The 18,173-nt window shown below is 61.2% G+C and carries 16 protein-coding genes and 1 pseudogene; 6 read left to right on the top strand and 11 right to left on the bottom strand.

The window, feature by feature from the left end:
* Window positions 1-2: 2 nt before the first annotated feature.
* Window positions 3-713, bottom strand: coding sequence for a DsbA family oxidoreductase (locus ACUY1T_RS12700; RefSeq protein ID WP_446023321.1), 711 nt, complete (start codon window positions 711-713; stop codon window positions 3-5).
* Between the two features lie 51 nt (window positions 714-764).
* Entirely contained in the window at window positions 765-1,724 is a 960-nt protein-coding gene (locus tag ACUY1T_RS12695; RefSeq protein ID WP_446023320.1) for a LysR family transcriptional regulator, read from the bottom strand.
* A gap of 129 nt (window positions 1,725-1,853) precedes the next feature.
* On the opposite strand from ACUY1T_RS12695, the gene ACUY1T_RS12690 reads away from it, so the two are divergent.
* Window positions 1,854-2,261, top strand: a complete 408-nt coding sequence (locus tag ACUY1T_RS12690; protein ID WP_434232785.1) for a hypothetical protein — start codon at window positions 1,854-1,856, stop codon at window positions 2,259-2,261.
* Window positions 2,262-2,544: 283 nt separating this feature from the next.
* Here ACUY1T_RS12690 and ACUY1T_RS12685 read toward each other — a convergent pair whose 3' ends face one another.
* Together ACUY1T_RS12685 and ACUY1T_RS12680 are read right to left on the bottom strand one after the other, a co-directional pair.
* Window positions 2,545-3,198 carry a 5'-methylthioadenosine/S-adenosylhomocysteine nucleosidase gene (locus ACUY1T_RS12685; protein WP_446023318.1) on the bottom strand — a complete coding sequence of 218 codons (654 nt, stop codon included), beginning with the start codon at window positions 3,196-3,198 and terminating at the stop codon, window positions 2,545-2,547.
* Window positions 3,199-3,219: 21 nt separating this feature from the next.
* Window positions 3,220-3,552, bottom strand: a complete 333-nt coding sequence (locus tag ACUY1T_RS12680; RefSeq protein WP_446023316.1) for an antibiotic biosynthesis monooxygenase family protein — start codon at window positions 3,550-3,552, stop codon at window positions 3,220-3,222.
* A gap of 139 nt (window positions 3,553-3,691) precedes the next feature.
* Here ACUY1T_RS12680 and ACUY1T_RS12675 point away from each other — a divergent pair, with 139 nt between their 5' ends.
* The 3 genes from ACUY1T_RS12675 (at window position 3,692) to ACUY1T_RS12665 (ending at window position 5,811) form a co-directional block, all read left to right on the top strand.
* Complete coding sequence (locus ACUY1T_RS12675; RefSeq protein WP_446023315.1) at window positions 3,692-3,925, top strand: DUF2945 domain-containing protein; 234 nt, start codon at window positions 3,692-3,694, stop codon at window positions 3,923-3,925.
* A gap of 103 nt (window positions 3,926-4,028) precedes the next feature.
* The gene (locus ACUY1T_RS12670; RefSeq protein WP_446023313.1) at window positions 4,029-4,859 is read left to right on the top strand and encodes an SDR family oxidoreductase; all 831 of its coding nucleotides are present in this window, start codon (window positions 4,029-4,031) and stop codon (window positions 4,857-4,859) included.
* Window positions 4,860-4,947: 88 nt separating this feature from the next.
* Window positions 4,948-5,811 carry a DUF6544 family protein gene (locus ACUY1T_RS12665; RefSeq protein WP_446023311.1) on the top strand — a complete coding sequence of 288 codons (864 nt, stop codon included), beginning with the start codon at window positions 4,948-4,950 and terminating at the stop codon, window positions 5,809-5,811.
* Window positions 5,812-5,859: 48 nt separating this feature from the next.
* Here the strand turns inward: ACUY1T_RS12665 and ACUY1T_RS12660 are convergent, their stop codons facing one another.
* The 4 genes from ACUY1T_RS12660 to ACUY1T_RS12645 form a co-directional block, all read right to left on the bottom strand.
* Window positions 5,860-6,180 carry a helix-turn-helix domain-containing protein gene (locus ACUY1T_RS12660; protein ID WP_446023309.1) on the bottom strand — a complete coding sequence of 107 codons (321 nt, stop codon included), beginning with the start codon at window positions 6,178-6,180 and terminating at the stop codon, window positions 5,860-5,862.
* Window positions 6,177-6,506 (bottom strand): toxin, encoded by a 330-nt coding sequence (locus ACUY1T_RS12655; RefSeq protein ID WP_446023307.1) that lies wholly within the window; start codon window positions 6,504-6,506, stop codon window positions 6,177-6,179. Before ACUY1T_RS12655 ends, ACUY1T_RS12660 begins: the two co-directional genes overlap by 4 nt.
* Window positions 6,507-6,631: 125 nt before the next feature.
* Window positions 6,632-6,961 carry an MbcA/ParS/Xre antitoxin family protein gene (locus ACUY1T_RS12650; protein WP_446023305.1) on the bottom strand — a complete coding sequence of 110 codons (330 nt, stop codon included), beginning with the start codon at window positions 6,959-6,961 and terminating at the stop codon, window positions 6,632-6,634.
* A complete protein-coding gene (locus ACUY1T_RS12645) occupies window positions 6,912-7,721 on the bottom strand; it encodes a potassium channel family protein (protein WP_446023303.1) in 810 nt (269 codons plus the stop codon). The genes ACUY1T_RS12650 and ACUY1T_RS12645 overlap by 50 nt, the downstream gene beginning before the upstream one ends.
* Window positions 7,722-8,250: 529 nt before the next feature.
* On the opposite strand from ACUY1T_RS12645, the gene ACUY1T_RS12640 reads away from it, so the two are divergent.
* Window positions 8,251-9,948, top strand: a complete 1,698-nt coding sequence (locus ACUY1T_RS12640) for an AIPR family protein (protein WP_446023301.1) — start codon at window positions 8,251-8,253, stop codon at window positions 9,946-9,948.
* A gap of 310 nt (window positions 9,949-10,258) precedes the next feature.
* Window positions 10,259-10,693: pseudogene (locus ACUY1T_RS12635) on the top strand (integrase core domain-containing protein); the annotation flags it as partial.
* Window positions 10,694-10,853: 160 nt separating this feature from the next.
* On the opposite strand, the gene ACUY1T_RS12630 reads toward ACUY1T_RS12635, so the two are convergent.
* Genes ACUY1T_RS12630 through ACUY1T_RS12620 form a run of 3 tightly spaced genes read right to left on the bottom strand, consistent with a single transcriptional unit; the run spans window position 10,854 to window position 18,020 of the window.
* Entirely contained in the window at window positions 10,854-11,609 is a 756-nt protein-coding gene (locus tag ACUY1T_RS12630; RefSeq protein ID WP_446023299.1) for a phosphatase PAP2 family protein, read from the bottom strand.
* A 58-nt stretch (window positions 11,610-11,667) separates the two neighbouring features.
* Window positions 11,668-14,001, bottom strand: a complete 2,334-nt coding sequence (recD, locus tag ACUY1T_RS12625; protein WP_446023297.1) for an exodeoxyribonuclease V subunit alpha — start codon at window positions 13,999-14,001, stop codon at window positions 11,668-11,670.
* The gene (locus tag ACUY1T_RS12620) at window positions 13,998-18,020 is read right to left on the bottom strand and encodes a UvrD-helicase domain-containing protein (protein ID WP_446023295.1); all 4,023 of its coding nucleotides are present in this window, start codon (window positions 18,018-18,020) and stop codon (window positions 13,998-14,000) included. Before ACUY1T_RS12620 ends, recD begins: the two co-directional genes overlap by 4 nt.
* Between the last annotated feature and the right edge of the window lie 153 nt (window positions 18,021-18,173).

Genomic DNA, 18,173 nt, shown 5'->3' with positions numbered 1-18,173 from the left:
TTTCAACTCCTGTCGGCCGCCTCGAGAATCGCCTGGCGCAGTGCCTCGGGCGGTTGGGCGCCCGACAGGCCAGTCGTGTTATTGAAGATGAAGGTGGGCACACCGCTCACTCCCAGGCGCCGAGCCTCGTCGAGGCCGGCTCTTACCTCGGCCCGGCCCTGGTCGCTGGCGAGAAAGGCGGGGATGTCGATATCCGCTAGCCCGCCGTCTCGGGCGGCGTTGGCCAGTACCGCGCTGTCACCGATGTCCTCACCGTCGACGAAGTAGCACCGGAAGAGCGCGCTGACCACGGCCGACTGGACGCCATGTTCCCCGGCGAGCCAGATCAGCCGGTGGGCGTCGAAGGTATTGGGCGTTCGCGTCATGCGTTCGTGGTGGATCGTGATGCCGGCCTGTTCGGCGGCGGCCTCCACCTGGGCGTCGAGCGCCCGGGAGCGCTCCCAGGAGCCGAACTTGGCGGTGCGGTAGTCACGCCGCGACAGGCCTTCGGCGGGCATGTCGGGGTTGAGCTCGAAGGGGTGCCAGGCCACCGATACGCTGATTTCCTCGGGCAGTTCGGCCAGGGCGAGATCGAGGTGGCGTTTGCCGATGAAGCACCATGGGCAGATGGCATCGGAGATCACGGTGATGTCGACGTGGGGCATGGTCGCTGAGCCATTGGGTAGGGTTCCCTCGAACCCTACCATCTCCAGGTCGTGATCGGCGCTCCTCATGCAGCCGGGCCCCTGACGCAGGATCGACCACCGGGCAGCGCAGGCAGTGATTCAACCGAGCACAGACAGGTCGGTACGTTGCCCCAGTGGTGCGAGTATCTCCTGCACCATGCCTCGCAGCCAGGCATGTGCCGGATCTCTGCTCCGGCGTCGATGCCAGACCATGCTCAATTGCACGGATGGAATGGCCATCGGAGGCGCATACAGCGTGATCCCGGCAGAGGGGGCCCGGTGTTCGGCAAGCCCTCTGGGAAACAGTGCAATCAGGTCGGTTGCCGCCACTACCTGCAGCACGCCCTCGAAGACGGGAACCGACATCATCACCCGGCGGCTGTGCCCCGCCCGCGCAAGTGCATCATCGCCAAGTCCATGGAATCGGCCATCGGGTGAACACAGGACATGACCCAGTGAGCAGAACAGCTCCATCGGAATCATCTCGCCCGGTGCAAGACCCGCTGCGGTCAGCGCCGGATGGCCACTGCGTGCGATCACAGTAAATTCAGCGTGAAACAGCCGCGCATGGGCGGTCCAGGCAGGAAAGTCGCGCTCCGGCAACAGCGCAAGATCCACATCTTGTCGCTCCAGTGCCTCGACATGGTGATCGGGCACCAGATCGACCAGCTGCAACCGCAACCCAGGCGCTGCGTGCTGTACGCGTGCGCCAAGCTCAGGCATCAGCATCGTGGCAAAGAAATCCGTGCCGGAAATGTGGAAGTCGAGCTGCGCCTCGGCGGGGTCGAATTTTTCCGGGCCGGCAAGAACGCTTTCAAGCTCTTCCAGAACTGCCCGGAGTGGCCCCTCCAGACTTGTTGCATAACTGGTCGGGACCAGCCCTTGCCCCTGCCGGACAAATAACGGATCGCCCAGCGCATGGCGCAACCGCCCGAGCGCCGCTGAAACAGCGGGTTGCGAAAGCGCCAGCCTGCGTCCGGCACCGACCGTCGAGCCTTCGCGCAGCAAGGCATCCAAAACCCGAAGAAGGTTCAGATCCAAACTCGATATATTTGCCATGCAAATAACATATATACAATCAATCGATTTCACAAATTTGCAGTCAGTACACAGACTGTCTGGTAAGCACCCCAACGCGCGCCACCCGCCCGTGGGTTTACGTCACTCATCGGAATGGAGGAGACACCGATGAAACATGTGCCTGTCACGCTTGCCGCCGCTGCTTTTGCCTTTACCTCATCAGTGGCGGCAGATGGCCTGTCGCATCTGCCGCTGCTATCCGACATCGTCCCGGATGCCGTTGCGATCAGTCCCCATGTGCCACATATGGGCACACACTGGGCCGAACCTGCGAATCTGCCGCTCGGACCGATCTATTGCGAGATCGAGGGCCGTATTGTCTGTGTCGAATACATGTTCCTGGCCAGTGATCTTGCGTCCGGTGTTAACTGGAAGCAGATCCCCACCGGAATGCAGACCCCGCCCCTGACCCACATCGACATGGATTACAAGCCCGATGGTGTCGGCCCGTTCCAGGAGCCGCTCTATCAGATCCATTTCTATTTCGCGGATACCGAAGTGCTTGCCGCCCATTGAGGCGGCAGGAGCATGGCACGTCCCTGGACCGTTATTAGCTGGGCTATGCTGCCAGCACGGCGAATCGTCTCGGGTCCAACCCTTTCGTAGCCTTCCCTCCTCGATCAAGCCGGCGAACAGACGCAACGAGAGGGAAGCTTGGGGGCAGAGGGTGACGTGTCTGGTTTTCATCCCGACAGTAGAGTGTCGATATGTGGCGTTATCGATAATTTAATGTCACTACCGCTCACCCTGCATCAGCTGTGCCGCTTTCGCTATCAAGCCGTCCTGATTCAGCTAGCGCTCAGCGCGCCAACAGGCCCGCGGCAAGCGCCTCACTCAGGCGGTCGACGGCGGCGGCGAGCTTCTCGTCGATGACGTGCAGATACTCCGTCCAGTCATCCACGTGGTGCAGCTCCGCCTTGCCGTCCGAAATACCGCGCAGCACCACCAGCGGCACGTCGAAGCGCATGCAGGCGCGCAGGCAGGCGTAGCTCTCCATGTCCACCATCTCGGCGGCGATGGCGTCATAGGCCGAGCCCGAGACGATATTGGCGCCGGTCGAGAGCGTGGCCTCGCGAATGCCGGGAATGCTCAGCGGCAGCGGGAGCGTCGCCGGCAGGTCGAGAAAGGGCGTGGCGCCCTCCTCGAAGCCCAGCGGCGTGGCGTCCATGTCGCGATAGGACACAGTAGTCGCCTGATAGATCTCGGTCTGTTCCAGCACCCGGCTGCCGGCTGAGCCCAGCGACACCACCAGATCCGGCAGGCGCCTGCGTTGGGCGAGGGCTGCAAGGGCAGCCGTGAGTTCGACCGCCGCCTCGACGGGGCCAACGCCGGTCATGAACGGGGTAAAACGCTGCTTGAGATGCGGGCCGTATTCGGCCTCGGCAGCCATCGCGAAGAGGATGTCGCGGCCGCCCAGTTGCGTCAGTGGCGGCGTGCGCTGAGCCGCGCTCATGCTTCGATCCTCACCTGTGCCTCAGGCATCGCTCGCGTTACCGACCGTCTGGATGACCTCGAACCCTTCGAAGTTCGGCGGGCCCAGGTAGAGCCCCTCGCGCTTGCTCTGACCGGCGTTGGCATGCGCTGCGCGGAACGCCTCGGAGTGCGTCCAGGCCTCGAAGTCCTCGCGCGAGCGCCAGATGGTGTGAGAAGCGTAGAGCACGTGGTCCTCCTTCTTGGGGCCGCGCAGCATATGGAACTCGACGAAACCGGGCAGGCCTTGCAGGTGGGTCTCCCGCTCCAGCCAGATCTGCTCGAACTCCTCCACTCTCTCGGGATTGACCCGAAAACGGTTCATGGCGATGAACACGATATTGCTCCTTGCGGTCAGGCGGCCAGTGGTGACCGTTTGACGATGACACCTTCGCCGATGAGGGGCAAGATCACCGCCATTCGCTGGGCTATGCTACCAGCACGGTGAACCGTTCATTAGTGATGGGAGGCGAACCATGGCCAAGCGCTTCAAGGTGGGCGACCACGTCAAATGGAACTCCGAGGCGGGATACGTCAGCGGGAAGATCATCCGCGTGCATACCAAGGACACGGAGTACAAGGGACACAAGCGCCATGCCAGCGAAGAGGAACCGCAGTACGAGATCAAGAGCGACAAGACCGATCACATCGCCATGCACAAGGACTCGGCGCTGACCAAGATCAAGGAAAACGTAAAATTATCCCGGTAACCACCGATCCCTGCGCGCCGGCAATTCTCTTTCAATCCTGCTTCTCCATACTGCAAGGGAATGTCTCGGGTACTGCCTGACAACTCAGAAAAAGGATTGCATTGTGAACAAGACCGTTTTGATCACTGGCGCGGCATCTGGCATGGGCAAGGCAACGGCGCTGTTGCTCGCCGAACATGGTTACACCGTTTATGCCGGCGTCAGGAGTAACAGCCAGGAACTGATGGAGGAGGCGGGCAAGCGCGGTCTCGAGCTGAATATCGTGTCTCTCGATGTGCAGGATACCGCGTCGGTTCAGAGCGCCGTTCAGCACGTCATCGAGAAGGAAGGAAAGATCGATGTGTTGGTCAATAATGCAGGCTTCGGTCTTCTTGCCACCCTTGAAGAAGGCACCGATGAAGAAATCTTCAAGCAATTCGATGTGAATGTCTTTGGTCTCATCAAGATGACCAGAGAAGTTCTTCCCCATATGCGTAAGGCGGGTAGCGGCGTTATCGTCAATATCTCTTCCTTCCTGGGCAGGATGGGGCTGCCTCTGCTTTCCCATTACAATGCCAGCAAATATGCGGTGGAGGGGATCACCGATTCCTTGAGATTCGAGGTGGCGCCTTTTGGAATACGCGTTCACTCCGTTCTTGCTGGTCTGTTTGGCACCAATTTCGTCAAAAAAGGGCTTGTCGCCAACAGCCAAACTACCGGTGACGACTCTCCCTACAAGGAGCTGGTGGCCCATTTCGTGCCGATCGTGGCCAAGGCCATCAATGAAGGCCCTGACCCCCAGCCCATCGCGCAGGCGGTGAAGGAGATCATCGAGAATGAGGACAGCGAAATCGCCGTCAAGGTCGGCCAGGAGGCGGAACTGTTCGTGCCACTGCGCAGGGAGATGGATGACAAGGCGTTCGAAGCGAAGGTAAAGGAAACCTTTGGTCTATAAGCCGCCACTCGCGTACCACCCGGTACGCTGAATTTGCTCGCCACACCGACGAGAGGAAGAGCGCCAGGTGAAACGCAGGAGAAACCGAATGGCGTACGTGGGTATGGCCGCCGGCCTGCTGCTGGCGCTTGTACTGATAACCGTCCTGGCGATGCAGGCCTGGCGCCTGGCCGATAACCGCGCGATGGACAATGCCTGGGCCTGGCTGCAGTCCCAGGCGCCCGCCACCGTCGAGACCTTCGATCCCGCCATGGTCGAAGGCCTGCCCGACGCGGCCCGGCGCTACTTCCTCTACACCATCGCCCCTGGCACACCGCTCCGTGTCGTCAGCGAAATCCACATGACCGGCGAGATCGGCCTCGGCACCAAGGAAGCGCCGGGCTACCGCCCCATGCGCGCCCACCAGCTACTCGCCCCGCCGCACGGCTTCATCTGGCGGATTCGGGCCGGTTCGGGAATCATGCAACTCAGCGGCTCGGACGGCATGGCCAACGGCCGCTCCTGGACGCGCTTCTGGCTCAACGGCACGCTGCCCGTCGCCAGGGTAGGGGGTGATGACAACCACCTGCGCGCCTCGTTCGGCCGCGTGGCAGGGGAGGCTGCCTTCTGGGCACCGGCCGCGCTGCTGCCGCAGCATGGCGTTCGCTGGGAAGAGACCGGCGAGCCCAACCGGGCGCGAGCGGTAATCACCCACGGCACCCTGGAGCAATCGATAGAAATCGCCGTGGCCGAGAACGGCCAACCGCGCTGGGTGCAGTTCCAACGCTGGAGCAACGCCAATCCCGAGAAGGAGTGGCGGCTCCAACCCTTCGGCGGCTACCTGGACGACTTCCAAAACTTCGAAGGCTTCACCCTGCCCACCAGGGTCGACGGAGGCAATCACTTCGGTACGGAGGCGTACTTTCCATTCTTTCGGGCGAGGGTGGAGGAAGTGCGGTTTCCGGAGGCGTAGTGCTCAATGGTGGGCACCCTAGGCTCATGGATAGTGACGCGCGAGCGGTTAGGCAAGATGAGCTAGATGCTCAATGGTTTCAGGATACTTCTGTACCAGCCGGATGAGTGTCTTGGCCTGGGCATTGGGCTTGGCGCGGCCTTGCTCCCAATTCTCCAGCGTCCTGGGATTGGTACGGAGATACATGGCGAATACCGGGCGGGACATATGCAGCCGCTCCCGCAGCTCGATGAGCTCGCTGGCTGTAACGTCGGGAACCTCCGCCAGCTCTACGGAGTGGGAGCGTAGCGTGCGCTTGCCTTGGCGCTCATCTGCCAGTGCATCGAAGCCCTCGATAAGTTCGTCAAAAATGTTACGTCCCATGGTCATGTCCTCGCGTTGAGTTCCGCATCCAGCAACTGTTTCAGGATCTTGCGCTGGGCTGGCGTGAGGTCATCCTGTGAGTCCTTGCCGTACAGGGTGAACAGCCAGAACTGGGAGCCGCCCAACCACCAGTAGTAGATGATGCGAACACCGCCCCGTTTGCCCTTCTGCCGCTTAGGGTCACTGAACCTGACCTTGCGCAGCCCTCCTGTTCCTTGGATGACATCACCAGCCCCGGGGTTCTGGAGCAAGAAATTCTGGAAGGCTCGAAAGGCGGCGTCATCGAAGTAGGTGGATCGGTGCCGCTCGAAGGCTGGCAGCTCGACAAACATTGCTTTCATATAGTGTACGTAGATTGCGTATAGTTTTGCTGCAGCGCCAGGCTATGTCAAGCGTGCACAAGGGTCGACATAGCGATATTACATCAGCAAAGGGCGATGGTTGGACTTCCCTCGAATCAACCCTCACTCCACCAATAGCAGCTCGAGGACATGGCGAATTCCCTCACCGTCCCACTCATAGCCGAGGTGCCGGCCCTGCCATGTGGCCGACAAGACTGGCGGACGAAATAGAGATCTTGCACCAGGCCGGTGCGCAGCCGTTCCAGAGGAGGTTGGCCGGCGAACAGGGGGTTACGGTTAGGCCGACGCAACCAGGAGTCTGCGGCGTCGGCCCGCGGCAGCAGGATCTGGAGGGCCTTGTAGATCCCCAGGATCCATTTTCCGCTCCCTCTCTTGTCACTCGTTGTTGTCGTATTCAGCCTGCTCCCGGCGTTTCTGCATGGCATCGCTGAAGGCAGCAGCCAGGATGCCGGTCGGCATGGCGATCATGCCGATGCCGACGATGGCGGTTAGACCCGCAAACAGTTGCCCAGCCGCGGTCACCGGTGTCACGTCCCCATAGCCCACCGTGGTGAGTGTGGCCACGCTCCACCAGAGCGCCCTGGGAATGCTTCCGAAGGCCTCGGGCTGATGGCTGGCTTCCAGGACATAAATCACGCTGCTGGTGACGATCAGCAACGCCACCGCCACCATCAGGCTTACCGTGAGTTCGTAGCGGCGTCCGCGCACCGCCAGATAAAGATCGCCGATCGCATTGGAGAAGCGTCCCAGTCGAGCGAGCCTGAGCAGCCGGATCAACTTGAGCAGACGTAACGCGAAGGCGTTGACTGCCCCCATGGTGAGGAAGAAAGGCAAGATAGCGAGCAGGTCGATGATGGCCCATGGGCTGACCATGAAGCGTAAGCGTCCAGCCAGCCCTCGATAGCGGGGATCTTCACCAGCCGCGGTCACACGCGCGACATACTCGACCAGAAAGGCCATGGCCAGCACTGTCTCGGCGGTGACGAAGACGCCTGGAGCCAGCGCTCGAACTACCGGCTCCGTCTCCAAAACGGTCAGTACTGTTGCGAGGATTATCAGACCGGCGATCAAGCGGTTGGTGATCGACAGGCCAGGGGCTTGGCGAGCAGTGGGCTCGAGCATCAGGTAAAGGCGACGGCGCCAACCCGCATTGGGGCTGGCCTTCTGGCTATCCAATGGCTGCATGCATCCCCCTATCCCGTCGCCAGCTGCCCAATACTCAATTCTCGGACCCGCCAAAAATGAATGGGGATCGCAGCTTTTTTAACATATTGCTTATACACAAGGTTGGCGCTATGCCAACGCTTCCACCGAACCCTCACGGGATCGAACGGCATGGCGGATGGTGGCGGATGGCCGCTCCTGGATGCGCTTCTGGCTCAACGGCAAGCTTCCCGCTTCCGCAGGGTTCCGTTGATTCAGCGCATGAGAAGATCATTCTAGTCATGCTAGGATAAAAAGGAGTCGAGCTATAAGCATGCTTCTATCTGCATAGGAATTGCGCATGGTAAATGTCACTCCGAGTCGAATTTTATAAATCCCCAAAAGCAGTGGCATGCTATTAGAAAGCATGGGGTTCTGGTGCTTTTTAGCGCTAAAGAATAATGGTTAGTGTTTTATTCTTCTGTACGCAATATAAATAATTGCCGCATGTGAAATTGGGATTGATTTTATTTTCAGCAACTGGTTGTTGGTCTAGAAAAGGAGATGGATTTTGCATAGAATTACCAAGTCTCATCTGGATAGCTTTGCGAAGAGCTATGGCTTTGAGAATTCGGATGAGTCGAAAAAATTCGAATTATTTGTTAATTATTCTATCTTGTCGGCCAGGTTGGTTAATAGCTATGAGCTAGATGACGTCACATCTAGCGCGGCAGATGATGGGATTGATGGGGTGGCGGTTATAATTGACGAAGAGCTGGTTATATCTGATGAGGATGCTAACGCTGTCTTCCAGTCGGGAAGAAAAAATCACGATGTTGAAGTCGTTTTTATACAGTCCAAGACGAGTGAAAGCTTTGATTTAGGGGATTTTTTAAAATTTAAAGAATCAATTCTCCGCTTTACAGAGTCAGAAAGTTATGAAGCGGCTGATGATGTTCAAAAAAATGCAAAATCTGTGTTTGATGTGGTGTTGGCCAATGTCCCTAAAATCCGTGGTGGAAAGCCTAATGTTACCATCCGATACGTGACGACCGGGGTGTATCGTCAGCCAGAAGCTATTGAAAAAGCAAAAGCTTATTTTGTCGAACAGTTGAGCGAGCTAGGCTATTTCGGGAATGTGGATATAGAATTTCTGGGCAGGGATGAAGTTACCGCTCTTTGGGTTAGTACATATGAAACTGTTAGCGCTGAACTCCAAATGTTTAGCAGCGCCGCATTGCCTGCTATTCATGGCATAGATGAAGCTTACCTAGCAGTGATTAAAGCAAAGGATCTCGTGGACAATCTTCTGGTCAATGAAGATGGAAATTTGCGAGGGCATGTTTTTCAAGAGAATGTCAGGGCTTTTCTTGGTATCGATAATCCGGTTAACGAATCGATTGCAAGAACCCTCAGCGAAATTAATCAGGCGACTAGGTTTCCGGTTTTGAATAACGGTGTAACCATCGTTAGCCCGGACGTTAGGGTTCAGGGGAGTGTCCTTCATATAGAGAATTACCAAATAGTGAATGGTTGTCAAACTTCAAATGTTCTCTTCGAGTTTCGAGAGCTTCTCACTGACTCGGTAATGGTTAATTTGAAAGTGGTTGAGACATCGAATGAAGATGTTTTTTCTGATTTGGTAAGGGCGACAAACAGTCAGTCTAAAGTGGAGGAAACGCAGTTTTTGTCTCTGCGGCCAGTAGTGAAGAGGGTCGAAGAGTATTTTAATACTTATGATGGTAAGGATGGACGACTATATTTTGAAAGAAGAGATAGACAGTACGTGGGAAGAGATATACCGGCTGTAAGAACGTTTAATGTGAATGTGGCTGCTAAAGCAGTTGCCTCAATGTTCCTTGAGCGGCCTGATTTGGCTTACCGATATCCAAAGAGGATGTATGAGCAATTGGGAGAGCAGATTTTTTCAGATGATACAAAAGAGTCCGTTTTCTATGCGGCATGTTTGTCCCTGTACCGCCTTCATCTGTTAGTAGCAAGTGCAGATGTCCCCCAGAATGTGCGTAAATACAAGTGGCATATACTTGTGCTTGCTAGAGCGATCGTGGCAGGTAAAGAAGTTCCAAAGTTGAATTCTAAGAAAATGGAAGCATATACCAGTAAGATCATATCTAGCTTTTCCAAGCATGGGAAGGCTGTTATTGAGCCGTTTCAACAGGCTGTAGAAATTGTTTTGTCGTTTGATAATTTGTCTGATGATCGGCTTAAGCGCCAAGCGATTATGGATGAAATGTTGGCTAAAATATAGAGGGTTGATTGTTGTGATGATTTAATTGCCTTCTGTTTTCTTGGCGTATTTTTGGCTCTTCTTTGTTTTGGGGAGCCTTTTTTCTACCTTTGTTTTTATTCTATTGCTTAGGATGATGAGGTTGTTTATTGAATTATGAGATAGGTAAACGCATCCTATCTCTCTCTCCAAATAAGACGATGTTATAAAGTGCAGCGCCAGTTCACGCGAATCTCAAACCAAGTTGAACGTCACCATTTTTAACCTCCTCACCCTCACCACCTCTCTCGTCACCGCTTCATCCAGCATCCTGCGTCCAGTCTCTACCAGCGCCTCGGGGCGACGCTTCCGTGTGCTGAACATCGTGGACGATTTCAGCCGTGAGTGTGTCGGCCAGTTGGTGGACACATCTATCTCGGGCCGTCGCTTGGCCCGGTTCCTCGACGAGATCGCGAACCATCGCTCACTGCCGGCCTCGATTGTCTGCGATAACGGACCGGAGCTGACCAGCAAGGCGATGTTCTTCTGGGCGCATGAACGGGCGGTGATGCTGGCCTTCATTCAACCGGGCAAGCCGACGCAGAATGCGTTCATCGAGAGCTTCAACGGCAAGTTCCGAGACGGCTGTCTCAACCAGCACTGGTTCCTGAGCCTGGCGGACACACGACACGAAATCACGGAATGGAGAACCCACTACAACCATGTCAGACCGCACAGCTCGCTGGGCTATTTGCCACCCGTGACGTATGCCCAACAGTGCGCATGAAGCAGCGGTGCCTCACATTGATAGCGGACCTAAACCAGGGGGGAAGGTCAAGCCAGTCCCTCGCGCGGGTGATGCCGGTGTAGACCAGCTCTCGGGTGAGGGTGGGGTTGGGGTGTTGGGAGCCGCAGCACCATTGATGCTGCGGCCGTCGCTTGAGCACCTACTCGGTGTCTGGCTGGCTCTCCTCTGTCTCTACCTGCCCGCTCCGCTGCAACCACCGCATCACCAGCCAGCACAGTGCGGCCCAGGCCGCTCCGGCGGTCCAGCCGGCAAGTACATCCGTCGGCCAGTGCACGCCGAGGTAGACACGGCTCATGCCCACCAGCAGGGTGAGCAGTATCGCCAGTATCAGCAGGTAGGCCTTCAGCCTCAGCGCCGGCTGTACCCGGATGAGTAGGGCGGCCAGGGTGAGGTAGGTAACGGCAGACATCATCGAGTGGCTGCTGGGAAAGCTCGCGGTGTAGACCATGGCTTCATGTGGCACCAGGTCGGGCCGAGGTCGATCGAAGCCCATCTTCATCAGCGTGCTGAGCAGCATGCCGCCGGGCACCGCGACCGAGGCAAAGAGCGCCGCGCGATAGTGCCGGGCGAGTAGCAGGTAGCCCAGGGCGCCCAGGGTGATCACGACCAGCACGCCGACCCCACCGAGCGCGGTAAAGTCTCGCCCCATTTCCTCGACCCAGCCCGGGCCGAGCGGATCGGCGTGATCGGCTGGATTGCGCAGGGCGAGCAGCAGGGTCTCATCGATGCTCTGGGTTTCTCCCTCGGTGACGGCATCGGCCAGCTCGATGAACCCCCAGATCCCGCCGGAAAGTACCGAGACGCACAGCAGCACTGCCAATTCGTAGCGGCCGAACCGAGCCAGCAGGGAAAGTCCGTGGCGTCTCACATGTTCGATTTTTCTGTAGTGCTTCATTTGCAACTCCCTTGCTTTATAACGACACGCGACGTCTTTCAGCCAACCTTAGGCTGCGTCATTGCAACCTCCCCAGCCCACTCACCCTCACCACCTCCCTCGTCACCGCCTCATCTAGCATGCCGCGCCCAGTCTCCACCAGCGTCAGCCAGTCCCGCGCCCGGGTGATGCCGGTGTAGACCAGTTCCCGGGTGAGGATGGGGTTGGGGGCGTCGGGGAGCAGCAGGGCGGTGTGGGTGAATTCCGAGCCCTGGGATTTGTGTACCGTCATGGCGAATACGGTTTCCACCGCCTGCAGGCGGCTGGGCAGTACCCACTTGATGGCGCCGCTGCCGTCGCTGGCCGGGAAGGCGACGCGCAGCAGGGTGCGGCCGGGCGGATCAATGGCGCTGCGGGCCTCGGGCACGGCGAGGGTGATGCCGATATCGCCGTTCATCAGCCCCAGGCCGTAGTCGTTGCGGGTGACGAGCACGGGGCGGCCTTCGAACCAGCCCTGTTCCAGCTCCAGGTCGCTGGCCTTGAGCCAGCCGGCGCGGCGCAGGGCGCGGCCGATGCGAGGGTTCAAGCCTTGTATGCCCCAAGGGCCTTTCCTGAGCGCACACAGCAGCTGGAAGTGGCCATGGGCGGCGAGCACCTGGCGGGCCCAGGCGTCATAGGGCTGGCGCGCTTCGCCTTCGCCGAAGAAGGGCTGCGCGGGGCGCGTTGCCTGCATCACTTCCAGGTAATGGCGGTAACCGACCGGCGGTGCGATGGGTTCGCCGCGCCGGTCGTGACGGCCTTCGCCGCTGTTGCTGAAGCCGGCCGGGTTGCCGTTCACCACCAGGCGATCCAGCGCCGGGTCGTCGGCGTCCGCCAGGGCGAGGCGGGCGATGTCGGCGTAACCCTGTTGGAAGATCTCCCGTACGGCGCGTTTCTTCTCTTTCTGTCCATGCTCTGGGCCGAGCGGGCGGTTGACCGCTTCGGCGAGCTGGCCGATGCCGCTTGCCGCATCGAAGCGGTGGCTCACCCGCAGCATGGCGATGGCCTGGTCGAGCGGCTGGCCCGCTTCGTCCCGGTACTGTTCGGGAATCGCCGTGCCGATCACTCGTTCCAGCCAGTCGCAGGTGGCCGGGGTGTAGTGGCCACCTTCGGCGCGCTGGCACAGGTCGCCGAGCACGGCGCCGGCTTCCACCGAGGCAAGCTGGTCCTTGTCGCCGAGCAGGATCAGCCGCGCCCTGGGCGGCAGGGCGGTGAGCACGGCGGCCATCATTTCGATATCGACCATCGAGGCTTCGTCGATTACCAGGGCGTCCAGCGCCAGCGGATTGCCGGCGTGGTGGCGGAAGTGGCGGGTATCCGGTCGCGAGCCCAGCAGGCGGTGCAGCGTGGTGACCTCCGTCGGGATACTGTCGCGCAAGGTTGAGATATCCACACCCTGTTGGCCCACGGCGGCGGCCAGTTCCACCAGCGAAAGCCCCTGCACCTGCTTGGAGATGGATTCGTTGAGCCGTGCGGCGGCCTTGCCAGTAGGGGCGGCCAGGCGAATGCGCAGCGGGCGGGGGATGGAGCCGGCTGGTGGGGTTTCGCCCAGGGCCAGCGCTTGCAGCAGCGCGAGCAGCTTGACCACGGTAGTGGTCTTGCCGGTGCCGGGGCCGCCGGTGATCACCGCGAAGCGCGAGCGGCTGGCGAGTGCACAGGCGGCCTGCTGCCAGTCGAGTTCATGGCTTTGAGGAAACAGTGCGGCCAGCGCCCGGGCCAGGGTGGCGGTGTCGGTTTCTGTGTCAGTGGCGGCAGTGAGCCGGGCGCCGATCAGGCCGCGAATGTCCTGCTCGTACTGCCAGTAGCGGCGCAGGTAGAGCCGCACGTTGCCGTCGCGTTCGCTGCGTACCAGCGGGGTGTTTCCGGTCTGGGGCGTGTTGCTATCCGCCACCAAGGCGGGATGGTTCAGGGCGGCTTGCCAGGTGGCGAGATCCAATTCTGCCAGCAGGTCGCTGGGCAGCGGCGGTGGGTCGCTGAGGTCGTCGCCTTCCGGTGGCAGCGAGAGCGCCAGGTCAGGGGCGGCAAGAGTCTGCGCGAGGTCGAGACATACGTGGCCGCGGCCGAGCTGATGGCTGGCAAGCGCCGCGGCGAGCAGCAGCAGGGGAGGGGCGTCGCTTACCTCGCGCTGGAAGAAGCTGGCCAGTGCGCGGTCCAGCGCACGCAGCCAGCCGCGCTCCACCCAGCGGTCGAGCAGGGCGAACAGCGCCTGGGTGTCGTGGAGCGCGGCCTGTACGTTGCCCTGCGCGCATTGGGGCGGTTCCGGCATGGCGGGTTCGCTCTTGCCTGGTGAGTCGCTCATGCCTGGTGATTCCTCACCGAGATCGGCAAACAGGTCCGGGGTGGCGTCGTCGTGGTGCTTGCTGCGCTTGCTCATGCCGGCGCCTCCGTCGTGTTGCGGGTGCCTGCCGCTCGGGTATCGCCCTGGAACAGCGCGTCCATCGCTTCGATCAACTGGCGCGGGGGGTGCTCGGCGTGCACGCCGCGACTCTCGGCATTGGCGCCCCTGAGAAAGACGGTAAGCGAGCCGCCGATGTGCCGGTCGTAGTCGTAGCCCGGCAGGCGTGCCTTGAGCAGCCGGTGCAGGGCCAGCAGGTAGAGCGCGTACTGCAGGTCGTAGCGTTTCTCGGCCACGGCCTGGCGCATCGCCTCGGGGCTGTAGGCGCTGTCGTCCGGCCCCAGGTGGTTCGATTTCCAGTCGGCCACGTAGTAGCGCCCTTCATGCTCGAACACCAGGTCGATGAAGCCCTTGAGCATGCCGTTGAGGGTGTCGGCATCCAGCGCGGGGCGCGGCAGGCTGGTGCCTGGCCTGTCATCAGGGCTGGGCAGTGTGTAAGTACTTACGAGGGCGTCCAGCCGGCGGGTGTCGACCTTGCTGGCGGCGAACCAGAATTCCATCTCCACCTGGTAGCTCGTCAGCGTCTCGAGCGTAAGGCTGCCTGCGCCATTGGGCAGCGGCAGTGGGGCGGCGAGCAGGGTGCCGAACCAGGCGTGCAGGGTGTTCAGCCACGGCTGCCAGCCGCGCACCTGGCAGCGCCGGGCCAGGGTCTCCTCGCGGAGTGCCGGGTCGCGGGCCACGCGGGCGAAGCCGTGCTCGCCGGCCCACTCTAAAATCCCATGGAGGAAGGTGCCGGGCCCTGGGCCACGAGGGAACCGATGCAAGGAGGGCAGCGGTTCGCTCTGGCCGCTGTCATGGGGTTCCTCGATCACTTCCAGCGCGGTGGCCTCCATGGCGGTGGCCGGCTCCGGCAGGTTGCCGCTTCGTTGCGCTTCGCTTTCATGCGGGGTAGGGGGTAAGTCAGCCCTTACTGGGGCGCTTACCATTTCTCCCGAGAGGCGCAGCGCCGAGTAGCTGGCGATCCACCAGTGCTCGCGGGCGGGGCGCGTGGGCGTGCGCGCTTCGCCGAGGGCATCGTCACGCTCTGTCTGGGTGACGATCTGGGCGTGGGCGGGCGGTGCCGGGGCGATCTCGATGGCGGCGCAGTCGCCCTTCAGGCGCTTGAGTGCTTCACTGAACCCGGTCGGCCCGAGCAAATCGCCATTGGCCAGCAGTTGGCCGATGGCGCTGCCTTCGCCGCCCTTGAGCGGGGCCATGCCGAGCCAGGTGGCGTGGCGCGCGCGGGTCAGTGCCACGTAGAGCTTGCGCAGGTCTTCGCCCAGGCGCTCGCGGTCGACGGTGGCCAGGGTCTCCTCGTCGGCCTCCAGGCTGATGCGCAGGCGGCCTTCGGCGTCGTGCCAGCGCAGCGGGGAGTCGTCCTTCTTCGTCGGGCGGTGGCTGCAGATAAAGGGCAGGAACACCAGCGGGTACTCCAGCCCCTTGGACTTGTGAATGGTGATGACCTGTACCAGGTCGGCGTCGCTCTCCAGGCGCAGCTTGTGGGTGTCGCCCTGGCCTTCGGGGTGGGCGATGGATTCGGCGAGAAAGCGGATCAGCGCGTGTTCGCCGTCGAGTTCCTGACTGGCGTGCTGCAGCAATTCGCCCAAATGCAGCAGGTCGGTAAGTACTCTCTCACCATCCACGAATGTCTGCACGGGCGAATCGCTGTGTTGCTCGGTGCTCGTAAGCTCGCCTAACCCCACGTTATGTCTCGCTTCCTGTGCGCCGAGCGCCTTGCGCTTCATCCCGTTCGACGATTCGTGAGCAGGCCCGCTTTGTAAGAGCCGCTGCGCCACGTCGAAGTCGTGGATGATCTTGCGCACCAGCGGCAGCACGCCCTGGCGCTGCCACAGGCGGTGGTAGTCGCGGAACTGCAGTACGCGGCTTTCCCAGGCCAGCTCATCCTCGTTCAGTTTGTCCAGCGTGGCGATATCGAGCCCCAGCACGGAAGTGGCCAGGGCGGTACGCAGCAGCCTGTCGTCCTCAGGTTCGGCGCAGGCGCGCAGCCAGGCATCGAGCTGGGTAGCGACCGGCGAGGCGAACACCTTGTCCTTGTCGGAGAGGTAGACGCTCTTCACCCCGCGCCGGGCCAGCGCCTGGCGGATCGCCCGCGCCTCGCCCAGGCCGTTGACCAGCACCGCCATATCGGAAGGCTTGAGCGGCTGCAAGCGCTCGCCTTCCTGGAAGCCTGCTTGACCGCGCTGGCCCTCGTTGAGCAGTTCTACCATAGTGGAGGCGCAGCGCTCGGCCATCACGCCGTGGTAGGCGGTCTTGGAGAGCGGCTCGTCGCTTTCGAGCTGCCACAGGGTCATGGCCGGCAGCGGCTGGCCCTGGCGGGTAAGTGAGTCCTTGCGCCCTTTGGCGCCAACCGCATTGAAAGGAACGGGGTTCCCCTCGGGTGAATTGAACAGGAAGGCGCCGGGCGGGTGCGCCTCGGCGAATTCGAAGCAGCGGTTCACCGCTTCGACCATCTCGCTGCTGGAGCGGAAGTTGGTGCCCAGGGTGACGTGGCGGCCTTGGGTGTCGCGGCGGGCGCGCAGGTAGGTGTAGATGTCGGCGCCGCGGAAGGCGTAGATCGCCTGCTTGGGGTCGCCGATCAAAAACACACCGCACTCGCGGCGGTTCTCGCGGATGCGGTAGACGCAGTCGAAGATGCGGTACTGCACCGGGTCGGTGTCCTGGAACTCGTCGACCAGGGCGACGGGGAACTGGCGGCGGATCTGTGCACCCAGTGCCTCGCAGTTGGGGCCGGTGAGCGCCCGGTCGAGGTGGGTGAGCAGCTCGTTGGGGCCCATCTCGGCGCGGCGCTCCTGCTCGCGGTCGAGCCGCGCGCGGCACCAATGCACGGCGTGGGTGAGCAGGTCGGCGTAGGGATCGGGCAGGGCGTTGAGTTCTTCCTGCAAGGCTTCCAGCGCGGCCAGGGCCGGGTGGTCCGGCGGCTCGCCCTTGAGCCAGATATCGGCCATGCCCTGGGGCGTGAGGCGTTTCCAGGCGGCGTCGGTCAGGCCGGGCCAGGTGGCCTCGCCTTGGCACCACTCGCGCAGCGCGCCGAGCCAGTTGGCGCGGCTTCGGGCATTGAAGCTCTGGCCCTTGAAGGCCTTCTGCTGGGCGGCTTCCTCGAACAGCGCTTCGCACTCGTCCACCCACTTGGACCAGGGCGCCTTGAGCTGGGCGAGGCGCTGGGCGGTTTCCCGTTGTGCATTGGCGACCGTCTCGGCCGGGGACGGGGCGCCCTTGTTGAGCGCCTCGGCTTCGGGCATCAGCCCGCGCACGGCAGCGTGCAGTTGCTCGGGCGTGCTCCAGTGGCGTACTACGCTGGCCAGTTCGTCGGTGTTGAGCGGGTAGTAGAAGCTGCGCCAGTAGTCGCGCACCACCTCGAGTTCCAGCTCGGTCTGGTCGTTTTCCAGGTCGAGGGAGAACAGGCTGCCGCTGTCAAAGGCGTGCTCGCGCAGCATGCGGTAGCACCAGCTGTGGATGGTGGAGACGGCGGCCTCGTCCATCCATTCGGCGGCGAGCTGCAGGCGCCTGGCGCAGGCGGGCCAGGTGGCGGGGTCGTATTGGTCGCGGAGGGCCAGAAGCAGCGGCTCGGCTTGGCTTTCGGTGAGCGGGGCTGTTCCCGCGACAGGCCTCTGCGAGGGCGCTGTGAACCCATCCCTGGGCGCTACTTTTTCCTTCCCTGGAAAAAGACCCTCGCTACGGCCTGTCCCCGGCGCCCCGTCGGCATGCTCAGCATCTCCGCTGGCTGGTTGAAGGAAAACATCCGCCGCCTCGACCAACCGCGTGCGAATCCGCTCGCGCAGCTCCTGGGTGGCGGCGTTGGTGAAGGTGACGACGAGGATCTCGGGCGGCGTGAGCGGGCGTTCGAAAGCGGCGTCGTCGGATTCCGAGCGGGCGCCGAGCACCAGGCGTACGTAAAGCAGGGCGATGGTGAAGGTCTTGCCCGTACCGGCGCTGGCTTCGATCAGGCGGCTGCCGTGCAGCAGGAAATTCAGTGGGTCGAGTTGAGTTGCGTTGTTCATTAGCTATCTCCCTGGACAACGCAAGGGCTAGCGTATTTTGCTGCCAGGCCACGTAGGCCTACCGGGCGGCCACCATGGACCACTGCGATGCTGGAGGGAATCGACATGATGTCCTCAAGAAACTCAAGCAAGTCCACATGGTGCACTAGGTCG

This window comes from Billgrantia sp. Q4P2 (assembly GCF_052806135.1).
Note: the sequence above shows the minus strand (reverse complement) of the source record. Positions and strands in the feature narration are given on the sequence as shown.